Annotated in this window: 22 protein-coding genes; 5 read left to right on the top strand and 17 right to left on the bottom strand. The window is 55.2% G+C overall.

Going from position 1 to position 21,559, the window contains the following annotated elements; genetic code table 11:
* Window positions 1-136: 136 nt before the first annotated feature.
* From FFI90_RS02100 to FFI90_RS02030, 15 genes are all read right to left on the bottom strand, one after another.
* On the bottom strand, window positions 137-1,324 hold the full coding sequence (locus FFI90_RS02100; protein ID WP_144776066.1) for a flagellar hook-length control protein FliK: 1,188 nt from the start codon (window positions 1,322-1,324) through the stop codon (window positions 137-139).
* A gap of 109 nt (window positions 1,325-1,433) precedes the next feature.
* On the bottom strand, window positions 1,434-1,805 hold the full coding sequence (locus tag FFI90_RS02095) for an Hpt domain-containing protein (RefSeq protein ID WP_144776064.1): 372 nt from the start codon (window positions 1,803-1,805) through the stop codon (window positions 1,434-1,436).
* A gap of 50 nt (window positions 1,806-1,855) precedes the next feature.
* Entirely contained in the window at window positions 1,856-3,583 is a 1,728-nt protein-coding gene (locus FFI90_RS02090) for an ATP-binding SpoIIE family protein phosphatase (protein ID WP_144776062.1), read from the bottom strand.
* Between the two features lie 24 nt (window positions 3,584-3,607).
* Window positions 3,608-3,913, bottom strand: a complete 306-nt coding sequence (locus tag FFI90_RS02085; RefSeq protein ID WP_144776060.1) for an STAS domain-containing protein — start codon at window positions 3,911-3,913, stop codon at window positions 3,608-3,610.
* A gap of 124 nt (window positions 3,914-4,037) precedes the next feature.
* Complete coding sequence (gene fliJ, locus FFI90_RS02080) at window positions 4,038-4,481, bottom strand: flagellar export protein FliJ (RefSeq protein ID WP_144776058.1); 444 nt, start codon at window positions 4,479-4,481, stop codon at window positions 4,038-4,040.
* Window positions 4,481-5,881 (bottom strand): flagellar protein export ATPase FliI, encoded by a 1,401-nt coding sequence (gene fliI, locus FFI90_RS02075; protein WP_144776056.1) that lies wholly within the window; start codon window positions 5,879-5,881, stop codon window positions 4,481-4,483. Before fliI ends, fliJ begins: the two co-directional genes overlap by 1 nt.
* A complete protein-coding gene (locus tag FFI90_RS02070) occupies window positions 5,862-6,788 on the bottom strand; it encodes a flagellar assembly protein FliH (protein ID WP_144776054.1) in 927 nt (308 codons plus the stop codon). The genes fliI and FFI90_RS02070 overlap by 20 nt, the downstream gene beginning before the upstream one ends.
* Window positions 6,788-7,831, bottom strand: coding sequence for a flagellar motor switch protein FliG (gene fliG / locus FFI90_RS02065; protein WP_144776052.1), 1,044 nt, complete (start codon window positions 7,829-7,831; stop codon window positions 6,788-6,790). Before fliG ends, FFI90_RS02070 begins: the two co-directional genes overlap by 1 nt.
* On the bottom strand, window positions 7,824-9,533 hold the full coding sequence (gene fliF / locus FFI90_RS02060) for a flagellar basal-body MS-ring/collar protein FliF (RefSeq protein ID WP_144776050.1): 1,710 nt from the start codon (window positions 9,531-9,533) through the stop codon (window positions 7,824-7,826). The genes fliG and fliF overlap by 8 nt, the downstream gene beginning before the upstream one ends.
* Window positions 9,534-9,548: 15 nt before the next feature.
* The gene (gene fliE / locus FFI90_RS02055; RefSeq protein WP_144776048.1) at window positions 9,549-9,917 is read right to left on the bottom strand and encodes a flagellar hook-basal body complex protein FliE; all 369 of its coding nucleotides are present in this window, start codon (window positions 9,915-9,917) and stop codon (window positions 9,549-9,551) included.
* Window positions 9,918-10,218: 301 nt separating this feature from the next.
* On the bottom strand, window positions 10,219-11,694 hold the full coding sequence (locus FFI90_RS02050) for a sigma-54-dependent transcriptional regulator (RefSeq protein ID WP_144776047.1): 1,476 nt from the start codon (window positions 11,692-11,694) through the stop codon (window positions 10,219-10,221).
* Window positions 11,695-11,706: 12 nt separating this feature from the next.
* Complete coding sequence (locus FFI90_RS02045; protein ID WP_144776045.1) at window positions 11,707-12,969, bottom strand: sensor histidine kinase; 1,263 nt, start codon at window positions 12,967-12,969, stop codon at window positions 11,707-11,709.
* A gap of 347 nt (window positions 12,970-13,316) precedes the next feature.
* The gene (locus FFI90_RS02040; protein ID WP_144776043.1) at window positions 13,317-14,768 is read right to left on the bottom strand and encodes a sigma-54 dependent transcriptional regulator; all 1,452 of its coding nucleotides are present in this window, start codon (window positions 14,766-14,768) and stop codon (window positions 13,317-13,319) included.
* A 70-nt stretch (window positions 14,769-14,838) separates the two neighbouring features.
* Window positions 14,839-15,192: an SOS cell division inhibitor gene (locus FFI90_RS02035; RefSeq protein ID WP_144776041.1), complete on the bottom strand. Its 354-nt coding sequence runs from the start codon at window positions 15,190-15,192 to the stop codon at window positions 14,839-14,841.
* Between the two features lie 90 nt (window positions 15,193-15,282).
* Window positions 15,283-16,566 (bottom strand): DUF1329 domain-containing protein, encoded by a 1,284-nt coding sequence (locus FFI90_RS02030; protein ID WP_246123283.1) that lies wholly within the window; start codon window positions 16,564-16,566, stop codon window positions 15,283-15,285.
* Between the two features lie 304 nt (window positions 16,567-16,870).
* Here FFI90_RS02030 and FFI90_RS02025 point away from each other — a divergent pair, with 304 nt between their 5' ends.
* Both FFI90_RS02025 and FFI90_RS02020 read left to right on the top strand, forming a co-directional pair.
* Window positions 16,871-17,404: a DUF6586 family protein gene (locus FFI90_RS02025; RefSeq protein WP_246123281.1), complete on the top strand. Its 534-nt coding sequence runs from the start codon at window positions 16,871-16,873 to the stop codon at window positions 17,402-17,404.
* A gap of 50 nt (window positions 17,405-17,454) precedes the next feature.
* Window positions 17,455-17,715 carry a hypothetical protein gene (locus FFI90_RS02020; RefSeq protein WP_144776039.1) on the top strand — a complete coding sequence of 87 codons (261 nt, stop codon included), beginning with the start codon at window positions 17,455-17,457 and terminating at the stop codon, window positions 17,713-17,715.
* 9 nt (window positions 17,716-17,724) lie between these two features.
* Here FFI90_RS02020 and FFI90_RS02015 read toward each other — a convergent pair whose 3' ends face one another.
* Both FFI90_RS02015 and lexA read right to left on the bottom strand, forming a co-directional pair.
* On the bottom strand, window positions 17,725-18,234 hold the full coding sequence (locus tag FFI90_RS02015) for a cell division inhibitor SulA (protein ID WP_144776037.1): 510 nt from the start codon (window positions 18,232-18,234) through the stop codon (window positions 17,725-17,727).
* 43 nt (window positions 18,235-18,277) lie between these two features.
* The gene (lexA, locus tag FFI90_RS02010; protein WP_144776035.1) at window positions 18,278-18,886 is read right to left on the bottom strand and encodes a transcriptional repressor LexA; all 609 of its coding nucleotides are present in this window, start codon (window positions 18,884-18,886) and stop codon (window positions 18,278-18,280) included.
* A 229-nt stretch (window positions 18,887-19,115) separates the two neighbouring features.
* Between lexA and FFI90_RS02005 the strand changes: the two genes are divergently transcribed.
* Genes FFI90_RS02005 through FFI90_RS01995 form a run of 3 tightly spaced genes read left to right on the top strand, consistent with a single transcriptional unit; the run spans window position 19,116 to window position 21,559 of the window.
* Window positions 19,116-20,117, top strand: a complete 1,002-nt coding sequence (locus FFI90_RS02005; protein WP_144776033.1) for an amidoligase family protein — start codon at window positions 19,116-19,118, stop codon at window positions 20,115-20,117.
* Window positions 20,110-20,841 (top strand): gamma-glutamyl-gamma-aminobutyrate hydrolase family protein, encoded by a 732-nt coding sequence (locus FFI90_RS02000; protein ID WP_144776031.1) that lies wholly within the window; start codon window positions 20,110-20,112, stop codon window positions 20,839-20,841. The genes FFI90_RS02005 and FFI90_RS02000 overlap by 8 nt, the downstream gene beginning before the upstream one ends.
* A gap of 31 nt (window positions 20,842-20,872) precedes the next feature.
* The gene (locus FFI90_RS01995; protein ID WP_144776029.1) at window positions 20,873-21,559 is read left to right on the top strand and encodes an SIMPL domain-containing protein; all 687 of its coding nucleotides are present in this window, start codon (window positions 20,873-20,875) and stop codon (window positions 21,557-21,559) included.

Raw genomic sequence — 21,559 nt, 5'->3', positions numbered from 1 at the left:
CCATGACTTTTACAGAATGACTGCAAAGGGCGGGCCAGAAGGCCCAACCCTCCCGCTCAGAACCGCAGTTTAGCGTCGCGCGAAGGGATGGGCAAAGCGGATTGGCGAGGAGTACTCAATGAGATGGCGCAGGCGCTCAAGCAAAAATATCGACGGCGCCGTTCCAGCTCAAGTCAAGACTGCCAACATGAGTGTCTGCTTCACCGACTTCTGCTGCAGAAAGCGTTGTTCCAGAGCCAGAAGACGAAGCTTCTCCATCGCCTGCACCCTGCTCTCCGGGCTGGTTCTGTGAATTGTCAGAGACGTCAAACTGGGCCAGTGCAAGGCCCTGCTCGCCCAGCATGTCTCGTAGCCGGTGCGAATGCAGTTCCAGCTGATCCCGCACAACCGGGTTAGCTGCATGAACAGTAATAGTGGCTTGATCATTTTGAACCCGAACCCGCACTTCCATTGGCCCCATATCAGGCGGGGTCAGGTGAATCTCTGCCACTGACAGGTTTTTGGCGGTCAACCAACTGAGCTTGCCCATCAGTTTATCCCCCCACTCCGCGTGGTTTACGGGAACATCGACTGATGTTGCATAACTTCTCAGGGGTACCTGAGCCTCTGCCAAAAGCTTGCCGGCGGAGTTGGTGTTTTGCTGAGAAACCAGATCCATGGCAGATTCAAACCGGGCACCACTGAGCAGGCTAGAAGGATCGGTGGAACCGGCCTTTTCCCCGACAGCAGACTTCAGGGCATCGGTTATTTGGAGGCCGACCAGCCCACCACTGCCGCTGGATACGGCTTTGCCACCCTGCCCGGGATTACCCCCGGCAAGCCCTGGAAAAAGCACAGAGCCCTGTATGGCTGCCGAGCTGCTCCCTGCAGAGCCTGCTGTATCTCCGGCCACTACTGCCTGCCCGGTTGCTGGCAGCAATAACGCCTGCAACTGAGCGAAGGTCAGCGGAGTTGTGGTGGCTTCCATTTCCGCCGCAGTCTCTTCGCTCTTTACCGCCGTTCCGTCATCAGGCACTTTGCCTTCACCGGCTTCGGACGTGTTACCGCCCCTGCCCGGTTCACCACTTTTTTTACCCGATTCGGCCTGGCTAACGGACTGAGCGCCACTCTCTTTTCGGGCATCTTTGACGCCGGCTTCCCCGGCGTTCCGGGGTTTGTCGTTACGCGCAGACTGCTGTCGATCGAGGCGTTTCTGCTCCGCACGGGATACAGATTCATACCGGCTTTCACCGGCGCCGTTATCTCGACCGGCATCAGCTTTGGATGCGCCGACGTCTTTTTGCGTGCCCGGCGCGGGAGTCTGGGGAAGAACCATCTGTGTCATGGCAACCTCTTGCCGCTTTTGATCGGTAAACGCACTGTTCAGCCCCTTTCAGAGCTGATTTTCAGGCGATTTCCCAAACAGCTGCAAAAGCAATGCCAGCCGCGACCTGTTACTGCTTCCGTTCCGGCTCTAGGCCCTGTGCCATCAGTCGATTGAGCGCGTCTGTCACTTGCTGAAATTCTTCCTGAATCGCATCCAGAACGGGCGGCACTTCGCCCAGACGCTCGTTTTGCCCGGCGGTTTCCGCTTCCCTGCACAGCGCTCCAAGGCGCGGAGCCCCGATATTGATACAACTGCCCTTGAAGCTGTGGGCGGTTTTGGCAAACGCGTCGGCGTCCCCCCCATCCATAGCTGCCTTCAAACCCTCGATTCGCTCTTTTGAGTCGTTCAGATAGGTCTGAATCAGAGTCGGAAATTCATTTTCCATTACGTCCTGAAGCTCTGCCAGAGCTTCTTCATCAAGGTGTGGCTTATCAACCATGACCAACTCCCTTGCTTCTGTTAAAAGCATCCATTAAATGCAATCACTAACTAAAAATACCAATCATATGCAATTTCCACCCGGTTCCCCTGCTCATGAAACCTGATGGATTCTGCCAGCCGCTTTAGCAGAACCAGCCCGCGACCCGAGTAACGGGGGCCGCTCTGCGCCATCTCCGTGGCTTGCAGAACTGGATGATTCTGGAAATCGAACCCCTGGCCGCTGTCTTCACAAACAACCTTCAAACGCCCACCCCATTGCATAGGCTCATGGTGGAAGCTGAATCGGATGTAGTGGCCACTCACCTCACAAAGGCGCGTGGAACGCTCCGAATAGTACCGGCCAAACCCCTCCGGTGTATATTTCCAATCAGATGGAAGCTCCAGAACACCATGCTCCAGCGCATTATTGTACAATTCTGAAAGCAGGGTATAAATTTCGCCGCTTTTTCGCCTGAGTCCAGGCACTTCCATGCATATATGGAGCATCAACGGCAGTGGGCTGAATTCCCCCAGTGTACTTCCCTGGATTTCGTATACGCACTTCCACTCCGTTGGCCCGGCCAGGGTGGAAGGCGCGGCCCCTTCTGCCAGAGTCACAAGCCCTGCTTCATCAACCATTTCCAGACAGCAGAGCGTGAGGTCGTCACCAAACTTCTTGCGCCCCGTGAACCGGCGAATTCCCGCCATGAGAGTATCAAACGGATGCCGCGCAGAGCCCAGATCCTCGACTGCACGTCGCACACCCTGCTCACCGAAAAACTGGCCTTTTTCGTTGCTACACTCAAGCACACCATCCGTCATCAGCAAAAGCCGGTCGCCCGGGCGGGTTCTGATGGCCTCCATTTCTGCGTTAAACTGGTCAGCGTTCAGGATACCCAGCGGCAAATGCCGGGAAGGCAGGCGATAATTTGCTGCAGAGGAGCGCACCAGCCACCCGTCGGGCAAGCCGCCGTTCCATACTCTCAGCTGATTTTGCGCGAAATCGGCTTCAACCATCGCGCCGCAACAGAACATATCCTTAGGCAATATGCGCACGAGTTTCTGATTGATTTCCTGGAGAATATCCGACCCATCAAAGCCTTTGCTGGCCATGCCATAAAAGGTTTCAGCAATGGGCATGGCGCCAATGGCTGCCGGCAATCCGTGGCCGGTAAAATCGCCTGTAAAAATAAGCATCCCGCCCGCAGGGCGAGGTGAGGCAAACAGCACATCCCCACTGAAAACCGATAAAGGGGACCCGTGATAGCGAATATTGGGCGCATTCAAGCACCCGGTGTGCGCAACGTTGTCAAAGACACGGCGCGCCACATGCTGTTCTTCCAGCAGTTGCCGGTTGCGCTCGTGCATGAGGTCTCTCTGGTCTGACAGCGCCTGATGCATCAATCGCATCCGGTTAAAGGCATTGACCTTGGCTTTGATCATTACCCGGTTATAGGGCTTGCTGAGAAATCCGTCGCCGCCTGCCTCAAGGCATCGGGCCAGATCTTCCGCGTCCGACAAAGAGGTAATAAAAACCAGAGGCACCAGGCGCTCACCCGCAAGCCGTTTGATCTCCCGCGCTGCCTCCATGCCATCCATTGCAGGCATCCTTGCATCCAGAAGAACAATATCCGGCGCGCCTGATCGAAAAAGCGCCACAGCCTCCTGACCATCTGCCGCATCCAGCACCTGGTGGCCAAGGCGGTTCAGCATCGTTTTCAGAATCAGCCGGTCGCTGTCGCTGTCATCGGCAATGAGGATTTTCAGGGGGTCACTTTCTGCGGCGGACTCGTCCATGGGGTGTTCCGGCGGCCTGAGCACTCACCGAATGGTGAACAGTTGCTCGAAATTGGAAATGGTCAGAATCTTGCGGACATCGTTGTTGCAGTTTTCAATAACGATACGGGCATTGTCACCCCCGGCATGATCCCTGAGCAAAAGCAGCATGCCCAGCGCTGAGCTGTCGAGATAGGTTGCTTCGGACAAATCCACAACGTAGCCACACACATCTTTGCCACTATGCTCGTAGGCATCGCGAAAGGCTTGATGGGTGCTGAAGTCAAAGCGCCCTTCAATTTTGATGATCTGAGTCTGACCGTCACGACTGCGGCGGGTCTGGATTGGCATCCGCGAAACCTCCGGTAGTATTCATTGAAACACACTGCTCCCCCATGTGAAGCGACCTGTGTTCCTACTAGAATAGCTCAGCGCGGTCAGTTTGCTCGGGATTACGAGTAATTCAAGGCAAGGATCAACGACGCCGGCGCGCAAAAGCCCGGCCTGCGGCCTCATCAGACAGTTTTTGTTCCTGCACATCCTGTGCGCTTTGCTCTTGTTTGCGACAGGTCTCGATGTATTTCTCCATACCTCGCCGGCGCTCCCAGGCTTGCTGCCACTCGCTCCGGCGAGTCTCGAACACTGCTTCGGCCTGAGCCAGCTGTTGTTGCTGCTGCAAGATAACCTGATCAAGCTGCGCAATAAATGCCTGCCATGCCTGCAAACGACTCACCTGCACAACACCGTGCTGGCTGCTGCGAATCTGGTCGCGGTACTCCTGCTGGTAGCGATTGAGGTTTTCTACTTGCCCCTTGTGCTGCTCCATCGCTTCCCGGGCTTTGCCCATTTGCTCCAGCGCTGCCTGTTCCTTTCGCTCTTCCAGAGAGAGCACCACGGCAAGGCGCTGAGATCGCAACATCAACCCGCACCTCTACTGACATTGACGGCAGCGGGATCAGGAACGGCAGATTTCCGACGTTCTGGTGAGCGTCGTTCGGGCACTACGGTAAGCAGCCCTTCGATACTCTCGGCCAGCGAGGCACGCTCGTTCAGACCCTGCTGCAGGAACTGGCGCATATTTCCGATATGAGTAATGGCAAAGTCGGTTTCGGGATCGGAACCTTTCACATAGGCGCCTACGCTGATCAGGTCCCGGGCCTGCTGATAGCGTGAATAAACCTGTTTAAAGCGCTGGGATCTTGAGAAATGCTCGGTTTCTGTCACTTGCGGCATAACCCGGCTGATGGAGGCTTCAACGTCGATGGCCGGATAATGCCCCTCTTCCGCAAGCCGACGCGAGAGCACGATATGCCCATCAAGAATCGCTCTGGCAGCATCCGCGATAGGGTCCTGTTGATCGTCGCCTTCGGTCAGCACGGTATAGAACGCTGTGATTGAACCGCCTCCGGGCAAACCATTTCCTGTTCGCTCGACCAGTTGCGGCAGCTTGGCAAATACGGAAGGTGGATAACCTTTGGTGGCCGGAGGTTCACCAACCGCCAGCGCGATTTCACGCTGGGCCTGAGCGTATCGTGTGAGCGAATCCATCAACAGAAGAACGCGCTTGCCTTTGTCTCTGTAGTATTCTGCAATCCGGGTGGTGAGCATGGCCGCGCGCAGACGCATGAGCGGTGAGTCATCCGCCGGAGCCGCAACCACAACCGATCTGGCCAGCCCCTCTTCTCCCAGTATGTCTTCTATAAATTCCTTGACCTCCCGACCTCGCTCTCCGATCAGTCCAACCACGATCACATCGGCATCGGTGAACCGGGTCATCATACCCAGCAGCATACTTTTGCCGACACCACTGCCAGCGAACAGGCCCAAGCGCTGACCCTGTCCAACCGTCAGCAAGGCATTGATAGCCCGGATACCCACATCCATGGATTGCCGCACCGGCGCCCGGTTGAGCGGGTTTATTATGTCACCAGTAAGCGGAACTCTGGCTTCAGCCAGGAGCGGGCCTTTGCCATCCAGAGGCTCGCCGCTGCCATCCAACACTCGACCCAGCATAAGAGGGCCCACAGGCACTTTACTGGCCGAGGATAGAGGAACCACCATGGCGCCCGGCTTGAGGCCTTCGATAGCGGTCAGCGGCATCAGGTAGACCTTGTCATCCTCAAACCCTACGACTTCGGCCTCAACGGTGCCCGTGCCCTGGCCTTTAATCACACAGCGATCACCCACCACCATGGGACAACCAACGCACTCAAGCGTAAGCCCTACCATCCGGGTCAGGCGGCCTGATAGCTCGGGGTCAGGATCCGCGCGCAGATAAGACTGGTATCGTTCCAGGCGATCAGCCAGGGAGGATGTCATCACGCTCCCCTTCGGCTGGGTTGTCTGAGCTGCTTTCGTCCGGAGTTTTCCCCGGTGAACTCAACACATCGCGCTGGAAGTCCGTCAGGTCGTCCATCAACGCATTCAGCTCTTCGGGCTCACCGCTTTCACTGTCATCTGTCTGCTGCTCAAGCATGCCCTGAACAGCCCGCTGAAAGCGCTTTTCAACGGTAAAATCAACGAGACTGTTGCGGGTTTCAACACGGCAGCCGCCAGGCAAAATATTGCTATCTTCCACAACGGAAGCCGCCGCCTCAAGGCGCTCGGCCACTTCACGAACCGCACTGTAGTCGTCCGGGTGAACATGAATCCGGACGTTGTCTGCGGTTGAGGGCAAGGCCTCCAGCGCGCGGCGCACCACCTTTTTTATATGTGAGGAATCAATTTTCAGCTCGCGGTATACAACGGCCCGAGCGAGTACCATGGTGAGATTGAGCAGCGAGGTTTCAAGTTCGTCCTGATGTTTGCGGATGGGCAACAAAAGCTCACCCAACACCGGCTCAAGGCGATCCAGGCCGGCAGTTACTTCCGCCCGGGTTTCATCGTAGCCTTCAGTATGCCCACGCTCCCTTCCTTCGGCCATGCCGGCTTCCAGTCCTTCCTTGTGGCCCTTTTCATACCCCTCAGCGCGGCCTTCCTGCAGACCCTGTTCCCTGCCTTCGTTAAGACCGTCGTCTCGCGCTGCCTGGCGAATTTCGGCAATATCACCTGCCGTCAGGGGTTTGACACTCCGCTCCTCCTCTTGGGCAACCTCGTTACCACTGGCATCGAGCAATGGGAGCTCCCAGCGCTCATAGGCCGTTAGTTGCTCCTTGGGAATGCGGCGGGTGTCTCTGGGAAGTTCTTTAGAGAGCACTTTGGAAAAATCTTTCGAGGCGTCTTTCATCACATCATTTCTTCACCGGCACCGCCGAGCGTAATTTCTCCCGCTTCAGCCATGCGACGGGCAATGGTAATAATGTCTTTCTGGGCCGATTCCACATCACTGACCTTCACCGGGCCTTTCGCTTCCAGATCATCCTGCAGCAACTCGGCCGCACGCTTGGACATGTTCTTGAAAATCTTTTCCTGAACCGCTGTATCAGCGCCCTTCAGAGCTACAACCAGAACTTCAGAAGACACCTCACGCAGCAACGCCTGAATACCCCGATCATCAATATCTTTAAGATTATCAAAGACGAACATAAGGTCTTCGATGGTAGTGGCAAGGTCCGGATCCATATCCTTGATTGAATCCAGAAGATTGCCTTCGATACTGCGATCCATAAAGTTCATGATATCCGCAGCGCGCTTTACACCGCCGATGCGACTGGTCTGAGCCGCGGAGCCACCAGAGAACTGTTTCTCCAGAATGTCGTTCAGTTCCTGCAGCGCCTGGGGCTGAATACTTTCCAGCGAAGCGACCCGCATCATGACATCGAGGCGCACTTTCTCATCCAGCGTGGCAAGAATCTCGGCGGCCTGATCAGGGTCCAGATAAGAGATAACAATCGCCTGAATTTGGGGATGCTCGTAACGGATGATATCGCCAACGGCTCTTGGCTCCATCCACTTGAGCGTATCCAGCCCGGTGGTATTGCCGCCAATGAGAATGCGGTCGATCAGGCTGGCGGCCTTGTCGTCACCCAGAGCCTGGGTAAGCATGGCACGGATATAGTCATCATTGCCCACGCCCAGGCCGGTCTGGCCACCCACAGCGTCCACAAACTGATTCAGCACGTAGGTCACATCGTCTTTGGAGACATCCCGCATCTGGGCCATCGCAACACCAACCCGTTGAACTTCTTTCGGGCCCATGTGCTTGAGCACTTCGGCGGCATCTGCCTCGCCCAGAGACATCAGCAGGATCGCTGCCTGCTCTACCCGCGGAATTTTTCGCTGAGGCTTCTGGGGCGCATCACCACCCGACAGCCCGGATTGATCAGTCATCAACATTCACCCACTGGCGCATCACCTGGGAAACCCTAGCCGGGTCTTCGGCAATCAGACCTTTAAGAGCATTCAGTTGCCTATCATAACTGTCTGTCGCGCCCGGCAAAAGCAGGTCGTCCTGAGAAGACATAGCCTGACGCAAGGCATCGTTGCCGCCAGCGTCATCGTAGCCGCCGTAACCACCGGACCCGGAACCATCCTCGCGCCCACGTCGACCACCACCGGAAAGACTTTTAAGCGTCGGGCGCAACAGGCCAAGTACGAGAACCAGAACAACCAGCCCTGCCAATACCTGTTTCATGAGATCCCAGAACCAGGGCTGCTCCCAGAACCCGGGGGTTTCAAACTCGAAAGTCTCTTCAGGCGCAAACGCTGTATTCATCACGGTTACGCTGTCGCCGCGAGCCGCCGAGTAGCCTACCGCATCCCGCACCAGCATACTCAGACGCTGTAATTCCGGCTCCGGCCAAGGCTCATACGTGATCGCACCGGTATCGGGGCTGACCACCTTCATATCGTCAACAGCGAGCGCAACGGTTACGCGCCTTACGCGTCCCAACTCCTGCCGGGTATAGCTGACCGTTCGATCCATCTCGTAATTGCGAGTGGATTCCTTGCGCACGTTTACGGGCGGTGCTGTCGGCGCTGCGCCATCCGCATCCGCCGCGTTTGCAATGGCCTGCTCCGGAACTGTGGCATTGCCAGGGGGCTGGTTTGACAGTGCTCCCGGAATACCCCCGTTAAAGCCGGCAACACGTTGTTCTGTCAGATCACGCTCACTGCGAACCGCCTGCTGTTCTGGGTTGAACAGCTCTTCAGCCTGCTCCACCGACGAGAAATCCAGGTCTGCAGAGACTTCGGCCCGGTAACGACCTTCGCCAACAATCGGGGCGACCAGTGAAGCAACACGGCGAGTAAGTCGCTCTTCCAGGCGCGAGGTGTATTCATATTGGTCCTGCATGCGCTCGCCATCACCCTGACTTTCTTTTCCAGTCAGCAGGTTGCCGTTCTGGTCAACAACGGTGACGTGATCCTTGTTCATCATTGGAATGCTGCCGGCGACGAGGTTCACAATCGCTGCAATTTGTTCCTGCTCGGGGCGACGACCGGCAAACACTTCGAGAAAAACGGAGGCTGTAGGATCTCTGGCATCCCGCACAAACACGGAACGCTCTGGAATAGCCAGATGAACCCTGGCACCACGCACGCCACGCATGCTGCTGATGGTGCGCGCCAGTTCACCTTCAAGGCCACGACGATAGCTTACGGTTTCCATAAACTGGGATGTGCCCAAGCCACGATCCTTGTCCAGTAGCTCGTAGCCCATTGTTTTCTGGTCTGTTACACCTTCAGCGGCGAGCTTGAGCCGCGCATTGTAGACTTGATCGGAAGGCACCAGCAAAGCGCCGGTGCGCGTATCCATTTTGTAATCGATGCCGTTGCTGTCGAGAATGGTGGTTACGTCTTGCGGGTTGTAAGCTGATAAATCCCCCACCACAGGTTGGTAATTCGGCTCTTGAGCCCAAAGCACGACCGCAACACCCAAGGCAACGCTGGCAGCGAGGCCCACCATCAGGCCAACCTGGCGCAAAAGATTCAGGCGGTTAAATCCCATGAACAGATCGCTGTTGCTGTCGGAGCTGTCGCCGCCCTGTGCGGCAGGCATGTTTGAGGTGGTTTCTGCGGGAACGCTGGCCATGTCTGTGCTCCGTTATCAGATCGGCATGTTCATGATGTCTTCGTAAGCCCTGACCACGCGGTTACGCACCTGGGTCAAAGCTTCGAAAGACACTGAAGACTTCTGGGCGGCAATCATCACACGCGTGATGTCTACATTCGGATCGCCCATATCGTATGCCGTCCGCAGGTCACCGGCATGTTGCTGAACTTCGTTAACACTGTTGACCGCCTTGCCGAGCATATCGCCAAAATTCGATGTTTCCCGGGGTTGGTCAACCTGGCGTGGGCCGTCAATGCGACCACGCACCGATTGGTCCTGCTCGACGCGCTGATTCTGATTCATTTGCGAACGCAGTGAACGGATATCGGACAGAACGCTATTGATGTCGGCACGCTGAACCATGGCTTTCTCCTAACACCGCCCCTATAGGGCGGCCTTGCTGGGCTATCTGTATTGATCAAGGCTAAGCAATGGTCAGGCCAGAATTATTTTTCTCTTACTTAACATAACGTTAAGCTTTATCCATGCCGATAGAAAATTATTGCTGACAGAGTTTTGACGAAGGTGAACTGCGCTTTTCGGAAATGGCGATCTGCATGACCGTGCGCATGCAGGGAACTGCCCATAAAAAAAGGCACCTGTGAAGGTGCCGAAATATTGGGGTGCTACAAATGAGTGCTACAAAAACAAATGCAAAAAAAACTTACGCCAAGGCCAACTCTGCATCCAGATCAATCCCGGCGTCACGCATCTGGGCCAGCTTGTATCTCAGAGTTCTCGGGCTTATACCCAAGTGCTCTGCGGCCCGGTTACGACGTCCACGCTCATTTCTGAGTGTCTGGATGATTATACGGAACTCCTGCTGGCGCAGATCATCCCCAAGCGATCCTGCTTCGATTAATTCCGGAGCGGCGCGATCGGCTTCAGAAAATCCGGAGCCCGGAGCTATTGTAACCGGCTGTTCCGGTCGCTGAGCTTGAGCTTCCTCCAAAGGAGAAACCTCGGGAGCCGGCGCAGCTACCGAACCATGCCCATCAAAACGCCCGCTTGTGCCAATCTCGAGGCATAGATCGCCGGCGTGGATCACATTGCCCTGGTGCAGAACCAGCGACCGCTGAATGGCGTTATCCAACTCCCGCACGTTGCCAGGCCAGCTGTGCTGCACCAATGCATCGCGGGCATCTGCCGCTAAACTGATGCCGGTCAGTTTCATTTTGCGACAGTGCTTTTTAAGCAAGGATGTTGCCATTGGCAGTATATCCAGCGGACGTTCCCGCAGGGGCTGCCAATGTATCGGGAAAACGCTAAGCCGGTAATAAAGGTCTTCCCGAAACCGCCCTTCCCTTACATAGTCCGCCAGATTCCGGTTGGTTGTCGCAACCACACGAACATCGAGAGTAATGGTTTTACGACCACCTACCCGCTCCACTTCCCGCTCCTGCAAAACCCGGAGCAGCTTGGACTGAAGCGCCGGATCCATCTCAGAAACCTCATCCAGCAAAATGGTCCCGCCATTCGCCTGCTCAAATTTACCAGGGGCGGAAGCAACCGCACCGGTAAACGCACCTTTTTCATGGCCGAACAGTATCGCTTCGAGCATGTTTTCCGGGATGGCCGCACAGTTGATAGCGACAAACGGCTGATCCGCCCGGGGCGAATGTTGATGAATATACCTCGCCAAAACTTCTTTACCTGTGCCGCTTTCCCCGGAAATCATTACCGTTGAATCGCTGCCGGCCACTTTGGCTGCCAGCTGGAAAATGCGTTTACTGGCCGGATCTTCAGCCACAGGCTCATCCGCAGATTTCTGCCGGCTGCCGCCCACGACCTTGCTAACCGCATCAACAAGCACCTTTGGCTCGAACGGCTTCACCAGATAATCCACAGCACCGGATTGCATGGCAGACACTGCATGGCTGATTTGCCCGTATGCAGTAATCAGCATCATTGGCAGACCGGGATAAAGCCGCTGCACTTCCCCCAATAACTCATGACCGGAGAGCCCGGGCATATTGACGTCGCTGACTACCATATCAACCGGTGCCTCTGCCAGCCGAGCCAACGCCTCATGGGCATTCGAGGCCTCGCGCACGCGGAACTTCGCAAGTTCCAGAGTAGTCACCAGCGCCTCGCGCAGGTCACGATCATCTTCAACTATAAGAATCTGTGCCTTGGCCATGGTTGCCTCCGATCAGACGGTGTTACTAGAAGGGTTACGAGAAAGGTTACGCAAAAGCGGCAGACGCAGAGTCGCGACAGCGCCCCCCTGCTCTGGCGATTCAATGGAAAAATGCCCCTGGTGAGCCTTCACAACTGCCTGCACAACCGCAAGGCCAAGTCCGGTGCCGTGAGATTTTGTGGTGTAAAACGCCTCGGCCAACCGGCTTGCTTCCGCCTTTCCAAACCCCGGGCCGTTATCCATAACCCGGATCAACAGCTCTCCAGCATCCGATACAACCTGAACAGCGACAACAGTAGCCCCTGCTTCAAGACTGTTGTTCACCAGATTGGTACCGGCTCCCACCAGCGCATCCCGGTTACACAGTAGTCGGCACTCCTCAGGCAAATCGCATTTCAACATCACATCCGAACCGGCAACGGGCTTGATTCCCTCCAGTGCGGATTCCAGAGCCGAAACCAGCGTTGATGCAGACAACTCCTCTGCCAGGCGAGTCTCGCCCCGGGCAAAAATCAGCATATCCCGGACCTGTTGCTCCAGATGTGTAAGTCGCGACATCAGGCGAGAAGCACAGCGCTGGCGCATCTCCTCATCCAGGTCGTCCTGGGTCAAATGCCCGCCATAAAGAATGGCCGCCGACAAAGGCGTGCGAATCTGATGCGCAAGCGAAGCCACCATCTTGCCCATGGCAGAAAGCCGCTGGGCATGAGCGAGCTGCGACTGCAAATGACGGGTTTCAGTCAGATCGGTGAGCAGAATCAACTGCCCCGGCTGGTTATCCATCGTACGAATCTCGATACTCACCCGGCGCCCATCTTTCAGCGACACCTCATGACCATCGTCCCGACGCGGAGAGAAACAACGGCGAATCACATCCACCCAGTGTTCTCCGTCCAACGGCTCACCCAACAAAGCGATCGCCGCAGGATTGCTCTGAGACACCACACCCTGGCTATCAAGAACCACCACCCCGGCAGGCAAGGCTTTCAGCAGCGTAGAGAGGCGGTCAGCCAACTGCTCCTTCTCCTCCAGTTCCTGCTGCCGCTGCAACGACTCTTGGCTCAGCTCACCAGATAACTGGTTAACACGAGACTCCAGAGTGCGATAGGAATCGGTAATCTGCCGCGACATCTGGTTGAACATCTCCAACGCAGAATCCACCGCCTCATCGTCCTGCTGCGGAAACAACGCCCTGACCTTATCGTTAGCATCCGCCGCTGCATTGGCCTGAGCCGCATGCTCCACTGACTGAATGACAAACTGTGCCTGACTCATAACCTGACTCCCGATCAGTCCGTTACACCGGACCACACCCTTCGGATAATTCGTTTGCAGGTCACTAAGCCAGCTCCGTGCCAACTAGAGTTTTTCCCAATATATCAATAGGTAAGAAAAGCAAGAGAAAGGCAAACGACAGTTTTACGTCGCCCAAAACGAGAAAGACGCCAAAGGCCACAAACCCTTGACGTCTTATTGTCACAAAAAAAAGCTATTGCTTCAGTTTCCAAGCGGGTGTGGGGTAGTCCTTTTCAAAAGGTGTCGCTTGTCTGAGCAAAGCGAGTTGTGCGACGCATTTTGAAAAGGACTACCCCGCGACCGCGACAGCACCCATGCGTGTTAAATCAGGACTCCTCAGACTCCTCCTCCCGAAGCCCATACTTCCGAACCTTCTCCACAAGCGTAGTCCGCCGAATCCGAAGCTTCTCCGCAGCCCGTGCAACCACGCCACCGGCCTCATCCAAAGCCTGCTGAATCAGCTGCCTCTCCAGATTCGACAAATAATCCTTCAGATCAATCCCATTCACCGGCAACAAAGCCGGAGCATCCAGCCCCACCAGGCCGGGAATACCAGACGGCATTCCCGAATCCTCAATTGGCCGATTCTCGTCAAAATCGTCCACATACCGAAACTTCTTCGGCAACTCCTGCACACCGATTACCGAGTAAGGATGCATAATCGCCAATCGCTCCACCAGATTCGCCAACTCGCGAACATTGCCCGGCCAGTCGTGCCGGCACAGGCTCATGATCGCCGCCGAATTCATCCGTAAAGAACCGCGCTTCTCTTTCTCCATACGGGAAATCAACTCATTGATCAGCAGCGGGATATCTTCAACCCTGTCCCGTAGAGATGGCACCTCAATGGGAAAAACATTCAGCCGATAATAGAGATCTTCACGGAAATCACCCGTCTCGATCATATCCTCAAGATGCTTATGCGTCGCTGCGATCACACGAACATCGGCCGACAGGGTGCGGTTGCTTCCAACACGCTCAAACGTACGCTCCTGCAACACACGCAGTATTTTCACCTGCATGTTAAGTGGCATATCGCCAATTTCATCCAGGAACAGGGTGCCTCCCTCTGCCATCTCGAAACGCCCTACCCGAGCCGTAATAGCACCCGTGAACGCGCCTTTTTCATGACCGAAGAGTTCGCTTTCCAACAGTTCCGCAGGAATGGCGCCGCAGTTAACGGGCACAAAGGGCTTGTCGCGGCGTGAAGAATGGTAGTGCAGATTGCGAGCAACAACTTCTTTGCCCGTGCCAGAAGGCCCGGTTATAAGGACGCTCACATCCTTGTCTGCGACCTGCTCCATCAGCTGGCGAACTTGCTGAACTTTGCGGCTGGTCCCCACCAGACTGCGGAAAAGCTGAAGGTCACGTTGCTGCCCCCGCTCATTTGAGCGACGAAACTGATCAACAAAAATTTGAGCGCGATAGAGCGAGTCTACAAATTTGGTGTAATTCATAGGCCATTCCATGCGGGCAATAATGCGAGCAGCGTCCGACTCGGCAAGACCTTTGAGGTCGGGATCGCCCATAACCAGCAACGGAACACCCTGAACCGCCCTGCACACCAGCTCAATCGTCTTTATGAGCGCCGAATCCGCGCCGTTTACAACCACAACGGAAATATCCGCCAGGCTCTCTTTATCGCCGGATTCGAGCAGTGCCACTGCATCAACACCTGCAATAACTTGCTCTTCACCAATAAACTCCAGAATCGTCGCCATGTCCCGGCGCCTCAATTCATCCTCACTCAGCACCAGAACCTTGTTATTTTTAGACATTCACAGGAATCTCTTTGGGAATTTGTGCGGTATTTAAGACGGTAAAACCGAAAGAGTCAATTTTATGACGCTATTTCGACCGAGGAGTTGAAATATTCTGGTACGCCTTGGCCACACTGCGGTTACGATTCACACCTTTCAGCGCCAGTTCCGCTTCTGCCTTGGCTCGAGTAGCACCTTCACTGGCTGTGTCCAAAAACTGACGCAATTCCCCAAGTCGGGACCGGACAGACTCAGGCTCAACCTGCCCGGCCTCCAGCGCAACTATCAGAGATTCTGTGCAAGGCTTTACCCGGACATTGAGGTTAACCAGCCCGTCCCAGTCCTGATCGGCGAGAGCGCTACCAAGGTCGGTCATTAGCTGATCGAAATTTGCCAAACAGGGCTGAAGTTCAGAATGGGAAGTATCTTGAGAGTCGGCCATGACGTTTTTTCCTTGCTCGATAGAGGTGAAAAACGAACGACCCGGTTTAAGGCGCCAGCGGATGCCGACGCCTCAAACCAATGCCAACAATCAGCGACGCGCCGCCCTTCTCGCAGAGGAAGCTGTAAACTCACTGCCGCGAAATCCAGGGTCAAAATCGTAGGCCGGAAAACCGTTGTCCAGACCGTCAATGTAGTAGCGCTTCGCCTTGAGGTCGTAAGTCATCTCCATGGTAGTCCAGAACACCGGTTCATTGTAATAGCTGATGTTATGGGCCTCGGAAACCCGCCACAGATTCCCGGCGTCGTCATATTCCTCTGACATCAGGATCTGCCAGCTGTCTTCATCCACATAGAACACACGACGATCGTAGATATGCCTGATGCCCGTGCGGCGCTTCGCCTCTACCACCCACACCCGATGCAGCTCATAACGGGTGAGTTCCTGATTTATATGCCCTGCCCGAATAACATCATCGGGCCGAACCGACCGGTCGTGTAGCTTGTAGGCATTATAGGGAACAAAAAGCTCACGCTTGCCTTTCAGAACCCAGTCATACTGATTCGGAGCGCCGTTATACATATCTTTCTGATCGACAGAGCGCAGGGATGAAGAGTTTGGCAGGTCCGTCTCGTAGGCCAGGTTCGGAGAGCGTCGCAGGCGCCGAGAGCCAGAATCATAACGCCAGGCCAGGCGGGGCGAGCGAATCTGATCCAGCGTTTCGTGAACAAGCGTGATGGTACCCGCCAGCGCAGTGGGCGAAATAGTATCGGTCTTGAGGTAAAAAATCTTGTTATCGATATCAGCAAGCTCAGTGCCTTGCTTGCTGTAGGCAAAATAATAGTCGTAGTGATTGACGACCGGATTGAAAGAACCGTCCACCTGTGGCGTTGCAGAGCCGCTGCGAAATGCCACCTCTTCACCGCGATAACGCAAAATGTGGTTCCAGATCACCTCAAGCCCGTTTCGAGGAATCGGGAAAGGGCTGGTCATAATGGTGTTGCGCACACCATTTCCGTTATCCAATACCTCTGCACTCAGAGCATTGTCATAGAACTTGTCATACACATGCTGGGGGAACGCTGCCGTGCGACGGGTTGGGTAGACCGGCATGAAAAAATCCGGACCGTATTGGGCCAGCATTTTAGCCGAGCCGTCCGAAAGACGGTCTTTGTAAAGATGCATATTGTCCGCTGTGATCACGAACAACGCCTCATCCTGAGGAAAAGGATCAACCTCAATCTCACCTTCGCGCCAGTTGGCAGGCGGCTCAGTGAGACCGCCGGTCCAATCGGGAATGCTGCCGGAGGCATTGCCTTCACGTTCGGCACCGACCGGAGTCAGATCCTGATTCAGCCGTTCCGCTTCAGCCATCGATACTCCTGACAACGCCTGTCCGGAAAAACCGAACAACAGCACTACAACGCATGCGACAAAATGGAACCGCATCTCCAACACCTCCAGACAATCCAGAAAACCCAACATCAGGGGGGTGCTTTTTGCCAAATTCAAACGGCCGTTTCAAGTGAATGTTTGTATTTTATTGTCACTCAGGATTCGGACACAAGAGGTGAAGAAATCTTTGGGCTGAAATGCTATGATGGCAGATTAATTTAATTGGCTGGTTTCAGGCCAGGCTCTTCAGCTAAATCTCTGCGGCAGGGAGTTTTCAGAGACTTTGCCCAATGCACGACAGGCACAGGTAATGGCGTCACAATGGCACTCGCTGGTTTCACAAAAGCTGTTTCTGGCAAAAATGCTTCTCGAATCGCCGGAGCGGCCAGCTGATAGCAGTAACCTGCTTCATGCGCCTGTACGAAAACTGCAGAACGAAGCCGCTATCCAAGGGTCCATAGAGCTCTTGCTGAGAGCAAGACGACTATTGCTGGTGATGATTGCGCGGTTTTACCAGAAGCGCTCAGAGGAGCCTTCATCTGTAGCAGAGCTTGCAAACCTGATCGGTGAGCACGCCCCTGAAACTGGCCAGCTAAAAGCTCTTGAGCAAGCCGCGGGAAGCTGGTGGAACTACCTTGACCAGCTCGAAAGCGCCCAAAGCAGGCCTCCTGCGGCGCGGAAGACGGTCAATGCGGAGAATATCATTGCGGTATCCGCTGAGGCTGGGCCCGACCGCTCTGCCCAAGAGCTTGCGAAAACTCTGAACGCCATGAAAACGTTTGCCGACAACCTGGAAGAGCAACACGGCGAGTGGTAATCACACTGGCCCGTCGCTTCCGGTTTTCAACACTATTAAAGGTTAATGAAATGTCACCATCGTTTTTCGAGATTGTACAATTAAGCAACGGCGACTATGCCCTGCGACGCATCGACGATGACAGCGAGCCACTGGTCAGAATTTCGTTTTCAACTGAAGCCCGCGAAATGATAGAAGACCGGGATATGTCTGTCGCCAAGGCGATGATTGCCGCAGGAATAGAAGCGGCTGGAAGTGTTACTCACGATATTGACTGGGACGATGACGAGCTGGACGTTTCTGACGCTCAGCCCGCCTACACTTTGCATTAAAAGCGATACTCAGCGCTGTCTGAGCACAACGCCATGGCTATTGCCTTCCGCTGCTGCTTTTTGCAGGGAATCAAAGGCTGTCTTTCCCAGTTTGCGCGTCCACATAACGACCGCATGACAGGTACCTGCGCTCAAAGCTCTTTCCGCAAGCTGACGTGCCGGGTACTCTGCGGTGGAGCGCAAAACCAGAAGCTCTCCAGCAACAATACCGTGCATTTTTTGCCATTTGCTCACCAGCGCCTGGGGAGGATCAATCCAGGCCAGCCAGCGCTTTTCCTGATTCAGCTGGGTCAGCATCGGTAGCAACAATTGAAAGTTTTCCACCTGGCCTTCTGGCAGAATGATCTCCGTGACGTTGCCAGCCGGCGTGGAGTCCGCAACATCCGATTTCGGCCGAGCTCGAATGACAGTGCGCTGATTCCGGGTGGCGTACTCAGGCGCCGGGCTAGTTAGATAGGGAGAGCACGGCACTATGCCTTGCTGCCATGCGACGTTCTGATTGAAGCTAAGTTGTTCCATAATTCACCCGTTTTGCAATGCGTCTGTGGTTATACCAGCCTGATCAATGCAGATCAGAGCGCCGGATAACACCTACACCCAGCCCTTCAATGAACAGTTCCTGCTCCTTGAGATCGACTTCTATCGGCGCAAACTCTTCATTTTCAGCCATCAGATAAACCTTCGAGCCTTCTTTCCGGAAGCGCTTGACGGTCACTTCGTCGCCCACTCGAGCGACAACAACCTGACCGTTACGAACATCCTGGGTGCTATGAACTGCCAGAAGGTCGCCATCAAGAATGCCGATATCCTTCATACTCATTCCCCTGACCCGAAGCAGATAATCAGCTGAAGGCGAAAAGAACTCGGGTTTCAGTGTGCAATGATCCTCAATGTGCTCCTGAGCCAGAATCGGACTGCCCGCCGCTACCTGACCGATGACCGGTAGCCCCGGATCTTCAGCAACTTCCGGAAGACGAATACCCCTGCTGGCGCCTGGCACCATCTCGATAGCGCCCTTGCGGGCCAGTGCACGCAGATGCTCTTCAGCAGCGTTCGCCGAGCGGAACCCCAGCTCCGCGGCGATCTCCGCACGCGTCGGTGGGTAGCCGGTTTCATCCACGGATCGGCGAATAATCTCCAATACCTGAGTCTGTCTTGCTGTCAGCTTCATTGTTACGCTGCTCCGCTTGCTGCATGCACTGCTTGTACATGCTGGGCCCGATATTTGCCGGCGCTTACAGTGTGCCAGCCAGCCTGTTTGTTTATACAGTGTTTCGACTATATACAGTGTTTTATCCAGTGTAAAGTCAGGTGACTCATTTTCTTGCAGCCCCTTAACGGTGGCTGTCGCGCTAGTGTGATAAAGTTAAAAGATCATACATTTGTTACCAGTGAGCCCTATGAACCAAGCCACCTCTTGCAACATGCCAGACATACTCAATACCACTGACGGAAAAGAGCGTTGTGTGGGCGTGGAAATCGAATTGTCAGGGCTGGGCTACGAGAAGCTTGTAAATCTGGCGGCAGAACTGCTAGGCGGAAAAGCCGTGCTCGAGTCCCGCTACGTGAGCAGATTGGAAACGCCCCTCGGAAGCTTCGTTATCGAACTGGATTCGGAACCCGTCAAGGAGCTCGCGCTCGAGGATGAACGGCTGCCTCAGTCCATCCGGGATCTCGGCGGGCAAGCCTTGGAAGTTATAGACGCGGCAGCTGAACGCATTGTGCCGCTCGAGATTGTCAGCCCGCCGATGCGCTTCTCGCAACTGGAGAATATAGAGGTCCTGGTCGACAGCTTGCGTAAAGCCGGCGCACTGGGTAGCAGAGACGCCATCTATTTCGCATTCGGTTTGCAGCTGAACCCAGAGCTACCCGACCTTGAACCAGCAACCCTTGTCCGATACTACCAGGCGTTCGCAGTTCTTTATGACTGGCTAAAAGCGCGACACCAGCTGGATATCAGCCGAAAATTCACAACGTATATTGAACCTTGGAGCAGCCGTTATACAGATTTGCTCATCGCCGACGACTATGCACCGGATCAGCGCCAGATGATGGTGGATTATCTTGATACCAACCCGACCCGGAATCGCGCTCTCGATCTGTTGCCGCTGTTTGCACACCTGGACAAGCCACTTCTTGACCAGTACGTCGAAGATCCACGCATCAAAAGCAGGCCTACACTGCATTATCGGCTGCCGGACTGTGATATCGACAACCCGGAATGGCATTTCTCGAGTGTATGGAATGATTGGGTCGTGGTAGAGCAGCTTGCAAACCATGCGGGCGATCTGGCTGAGCTGCGCGCCCTGTTCCGTGAAAGCCGGAAAATCAGCTTGCGAAACCTGACACACAGCTGGCAAGCAACTTCAGAAAAATGGCTGCACAGTAAAGGCTATGTCTGAACAACACCCTACTGATGACAACCTGCCCGGCCTGACGATAGGCATTAGCGGCCCGGCCCGTAAGCGCGTTGCGCAGCGACTGATCAGCTTTGGGTTAAGGCTCCAGGGTGCGAGACCTTACTATATCCGGCCCGGGAGCAGAGTGGATGTCTCGCTTCTGGACGGTTTGGTGCTCTCCGGGGGCACTCATGTCCATCCCCAGCGTTATGGCCAGGAACCTCAGGTCAGTGCCCGTTATGACCCTGCCCGGGATACGACAGATCAGCTTTTGCTGGAACAAGCGGAGGCGATCGGGATTCCTGTGCTGGGCATCTGCCGGGGCGCGCAGTTCATCAACATTTTTCACGGTGGCTCCCTGTGCCAGAACATCACGCCCCTCCGGGTGAATACCCGGCATCGTCCACTTTTGTTACCCATGCAAACCGTTCGCCTTGTGAAGACGAGCCGGCTGGGACAACTTATGCGCGCTCCGGTCATCGGCGCCAATCGTATACACAGCCAGACCATAAAACGCTTGGGCAAAAAGCTCCAGGTGACCGCCGTGGATAATGACCTGTTCGTTCAAGCCATCGAAAGCACCCGTGGCCAATGGCTTATGGGCCTGCAATGGCATCCCGAATACCTGCTCTATCACAGTGGCCACCGGCGAATATTCCGCGAGTTCGTGCAGGCAGCCCTGTCATTCAAACTGGCCCGACTGGAGCCTGCATCCCGTCGAACCTGATGTTGAACCCGACTTCCGGGAGGAGATTTATATGGTCAGAAAGAATCGAAAAACACACGCCCTGTGGGCATTGCCACTGCTCGCACCTGGTTTTGTCATGGCCGGAGAAGTCACTCTCACAGGCGAGGGTAGTGTCCGCTACGAACCCGACAGTGCACGCCTGACGTTCACCGCCAGCGCGGAGCATGAGCTGCCACAACGAGCCACTGAACAGGTGGCATCAACGATGGCGCAATGGCGTGAGGGAATCAGTGAGTACAGGTCCCGGCTTCAGGAGTACGCAGATGCGTCCGTCAATCTTTACGAGCGCACACTGCCAATGGACACCCGGGAGGAAGAACCGGAAAAACGGGCGATTGCCTCACAGACCGTCAGCTTTACCATCACAGACCTGGCGCTGTTGAACCCGATTCTGCAGCAAGCCCAGGCGCTCGGACTAAATTACAATCTCGGGCCACATCAGTTTTTCCATTCACAGGAAGTCCGCATGGAACGGGAAGCGCTGGCTTTAGCGCTCGCCGATGCCAAATCCCGTTGCGAATTTGTTGCGCAGCAGATAAACCAAAGCTGTGGCGATGTGGTCACGCTCAACATAAACGGGAGCCACCGCCCCATGCCTATGATGATGTCTGCTGAAGCAAGAGGCGCCGACACCATCTCAAGCGTTGGGGAGCGCGAAACCAGCGCATCCGTGAACGCAACATTTGAGCTGGACTGA

Origin of the sequence: Marinobacter maritimus, from assembly GCF_007671675.1 — a bacterium.
Lineage (GTDB): Bacteria > Pseudomonadota > Gammaproteobacteria > Pseudomonadales > Oleiphilaceae > Marinobacter > Marinobacter maritimus.
The sequence above is the reverse complement of the archived record's forward strand: the minus strand, read 5'-3'. Positions and strand labels throughout refer to the sequence as shown.

Bases quoted from the DNA above. Each gene is read 5' to 3' on its own strand.
- FFI90_RS02100 (WP_144776066.1), bottom strand. From the start codon at position 1,324: ATGACACAGATGGTTCTTCCCCAGACTCCCGCGCCGGGCACGCAAAAA.
- FFI90_RS02095 (WP_144776064.1), bottom strand. From the start codon at position 1,805: ATGGTTGATAAGCCACACCTTGATGAAGAAGCTCTGGCAGAGCTTCAG.
- FFI90_RS02090 (WP_144776062.1), bottom strand. From the start codon at position 3,583: ATGGACGAGTCCGCCGCAGAAAGTGACCCCCTGAAAATCCTCATTGCC.
- FFI90_RS02085 (WP_144776060.1), bottom strand. From the start codon at position 3,913: ATGCCAATCCAGACCCGCCGCAGTCGTGACGGTCAGACTCAGATCATC.
- fliJ (WP_144776058.1), bottom strand. From the start codon at position 4,481: ATGTTGCGATCTCAGCGCCTTGCCGTGGTGCTCTCTCTGGAAGAGCGA.
- fliI (WP_144776056.1), bottom strand. From the start codon at position 5,881: ATGACATCCTCCCTGGCTGATCGCCTGGAACGATACCAGTCTTATCTG.
- FFI90_RS02070 (WP_144776054.1), bottom strand. From the start codon at position 6,788: ATGAAAGACGCCTCGAAAGATTTTTCCAAAGTGCTCTCTAAAGAACTT.
- fliG (WP_144776052.1), bottom strand. From the start codon at position 7,831: ATGACTGATCAATCCGGGCTGTCGGGTGGTGATGCGCCCCAGAAGCCT.
- fliF (WP_144776050.1), bottom strand. From the start codon at position 9,533: ATGGCCAGCGTTCCCGCAGAAACCACCTCAAACATGCCTGCCGCACAG.
- fliE (WP_144776048.1), bottom strand. From the start codon at position 9,917: ATGGTTCAGCGTGCCGACATCAATAGCGTTCTGTCCGATATCCGTTCA.
- FFI90_RS02050 (WP_144776047.1), bottom strand. From the start codon at position 11,694: ATGGCCAAGGCACAGATTCTTATAGTTGAAGATGATCGTGACCTGCGC.
- FFI90_RS02045 (WP_144776045.1), bottom strand. From the start codon at position 12,969: ATGAGTCAGGCACAGTTTGTCATTCAGTCAGTGGAGCATGCGGCTCAG.
- FFI90_RS02040 (WP_144776043.1), bottom strand. From the start codon at position 14,768: ATGTCTAAAAATAACAAGGTTCTGGTGCTGAGTGAGGATGAATTGAGG.
- FFI90_RS02035 (WP_144776041.1), bottom strand. From the start codon at position 15,192: ATGGCCGACTCTCAAGATACTTCCCATTCTGAACTTCAGCCCTGTTTG.
- FFI90_RS02030 (WP_246123283.1), bottom strand. From the start codon at position 16,566: ATGGCTGAAGCGGAACGGCTGAATCAGGATCTGACTCCGGTCGGTGCC.
- FFI90_RS02020 (WP_144776039.1), top strand. From the start codon at position 17,455: ATGTCACCATCGTTTTTCGAGATTGTACAATTAAGCAACGGCGACTAT.
- FFI90_RS02015 (WP_144776037.1), bottom strand. From the start codon at position 18,234: ATGGAACAACTTAGCTTCAATCAGAACGTCGCATGGCAGCAAGGCATA.
- lexA (WP_144776035.1), bottom strand. From the start codon at position 18,886: ATGAAGCTGACAGCAAGACAGACTCAGGTATTGGAGATTATTCGCCGA.
- FFI90_RS02005 (WP_144776033.1), top strand. From the start codon at position 19,116: ATGAACCAAGCCACCTCTTGCAACATGCCAGACATACTCAATACCACT.
- FFI90_RS02000 (WP_144776031.1), top strand. From the start codon at position 20,110: ATGTCTGAACAACACCCTACTGATGACAACCTGCCCGGCCTGACGATA.
- FFI90_RS01995 (WP_144776029.1), top strand. From the start codon at position 20,873: ATGGTCAGAAAGAATCGAAAAACACACGCCCTGTGGGCATTGCCACTG.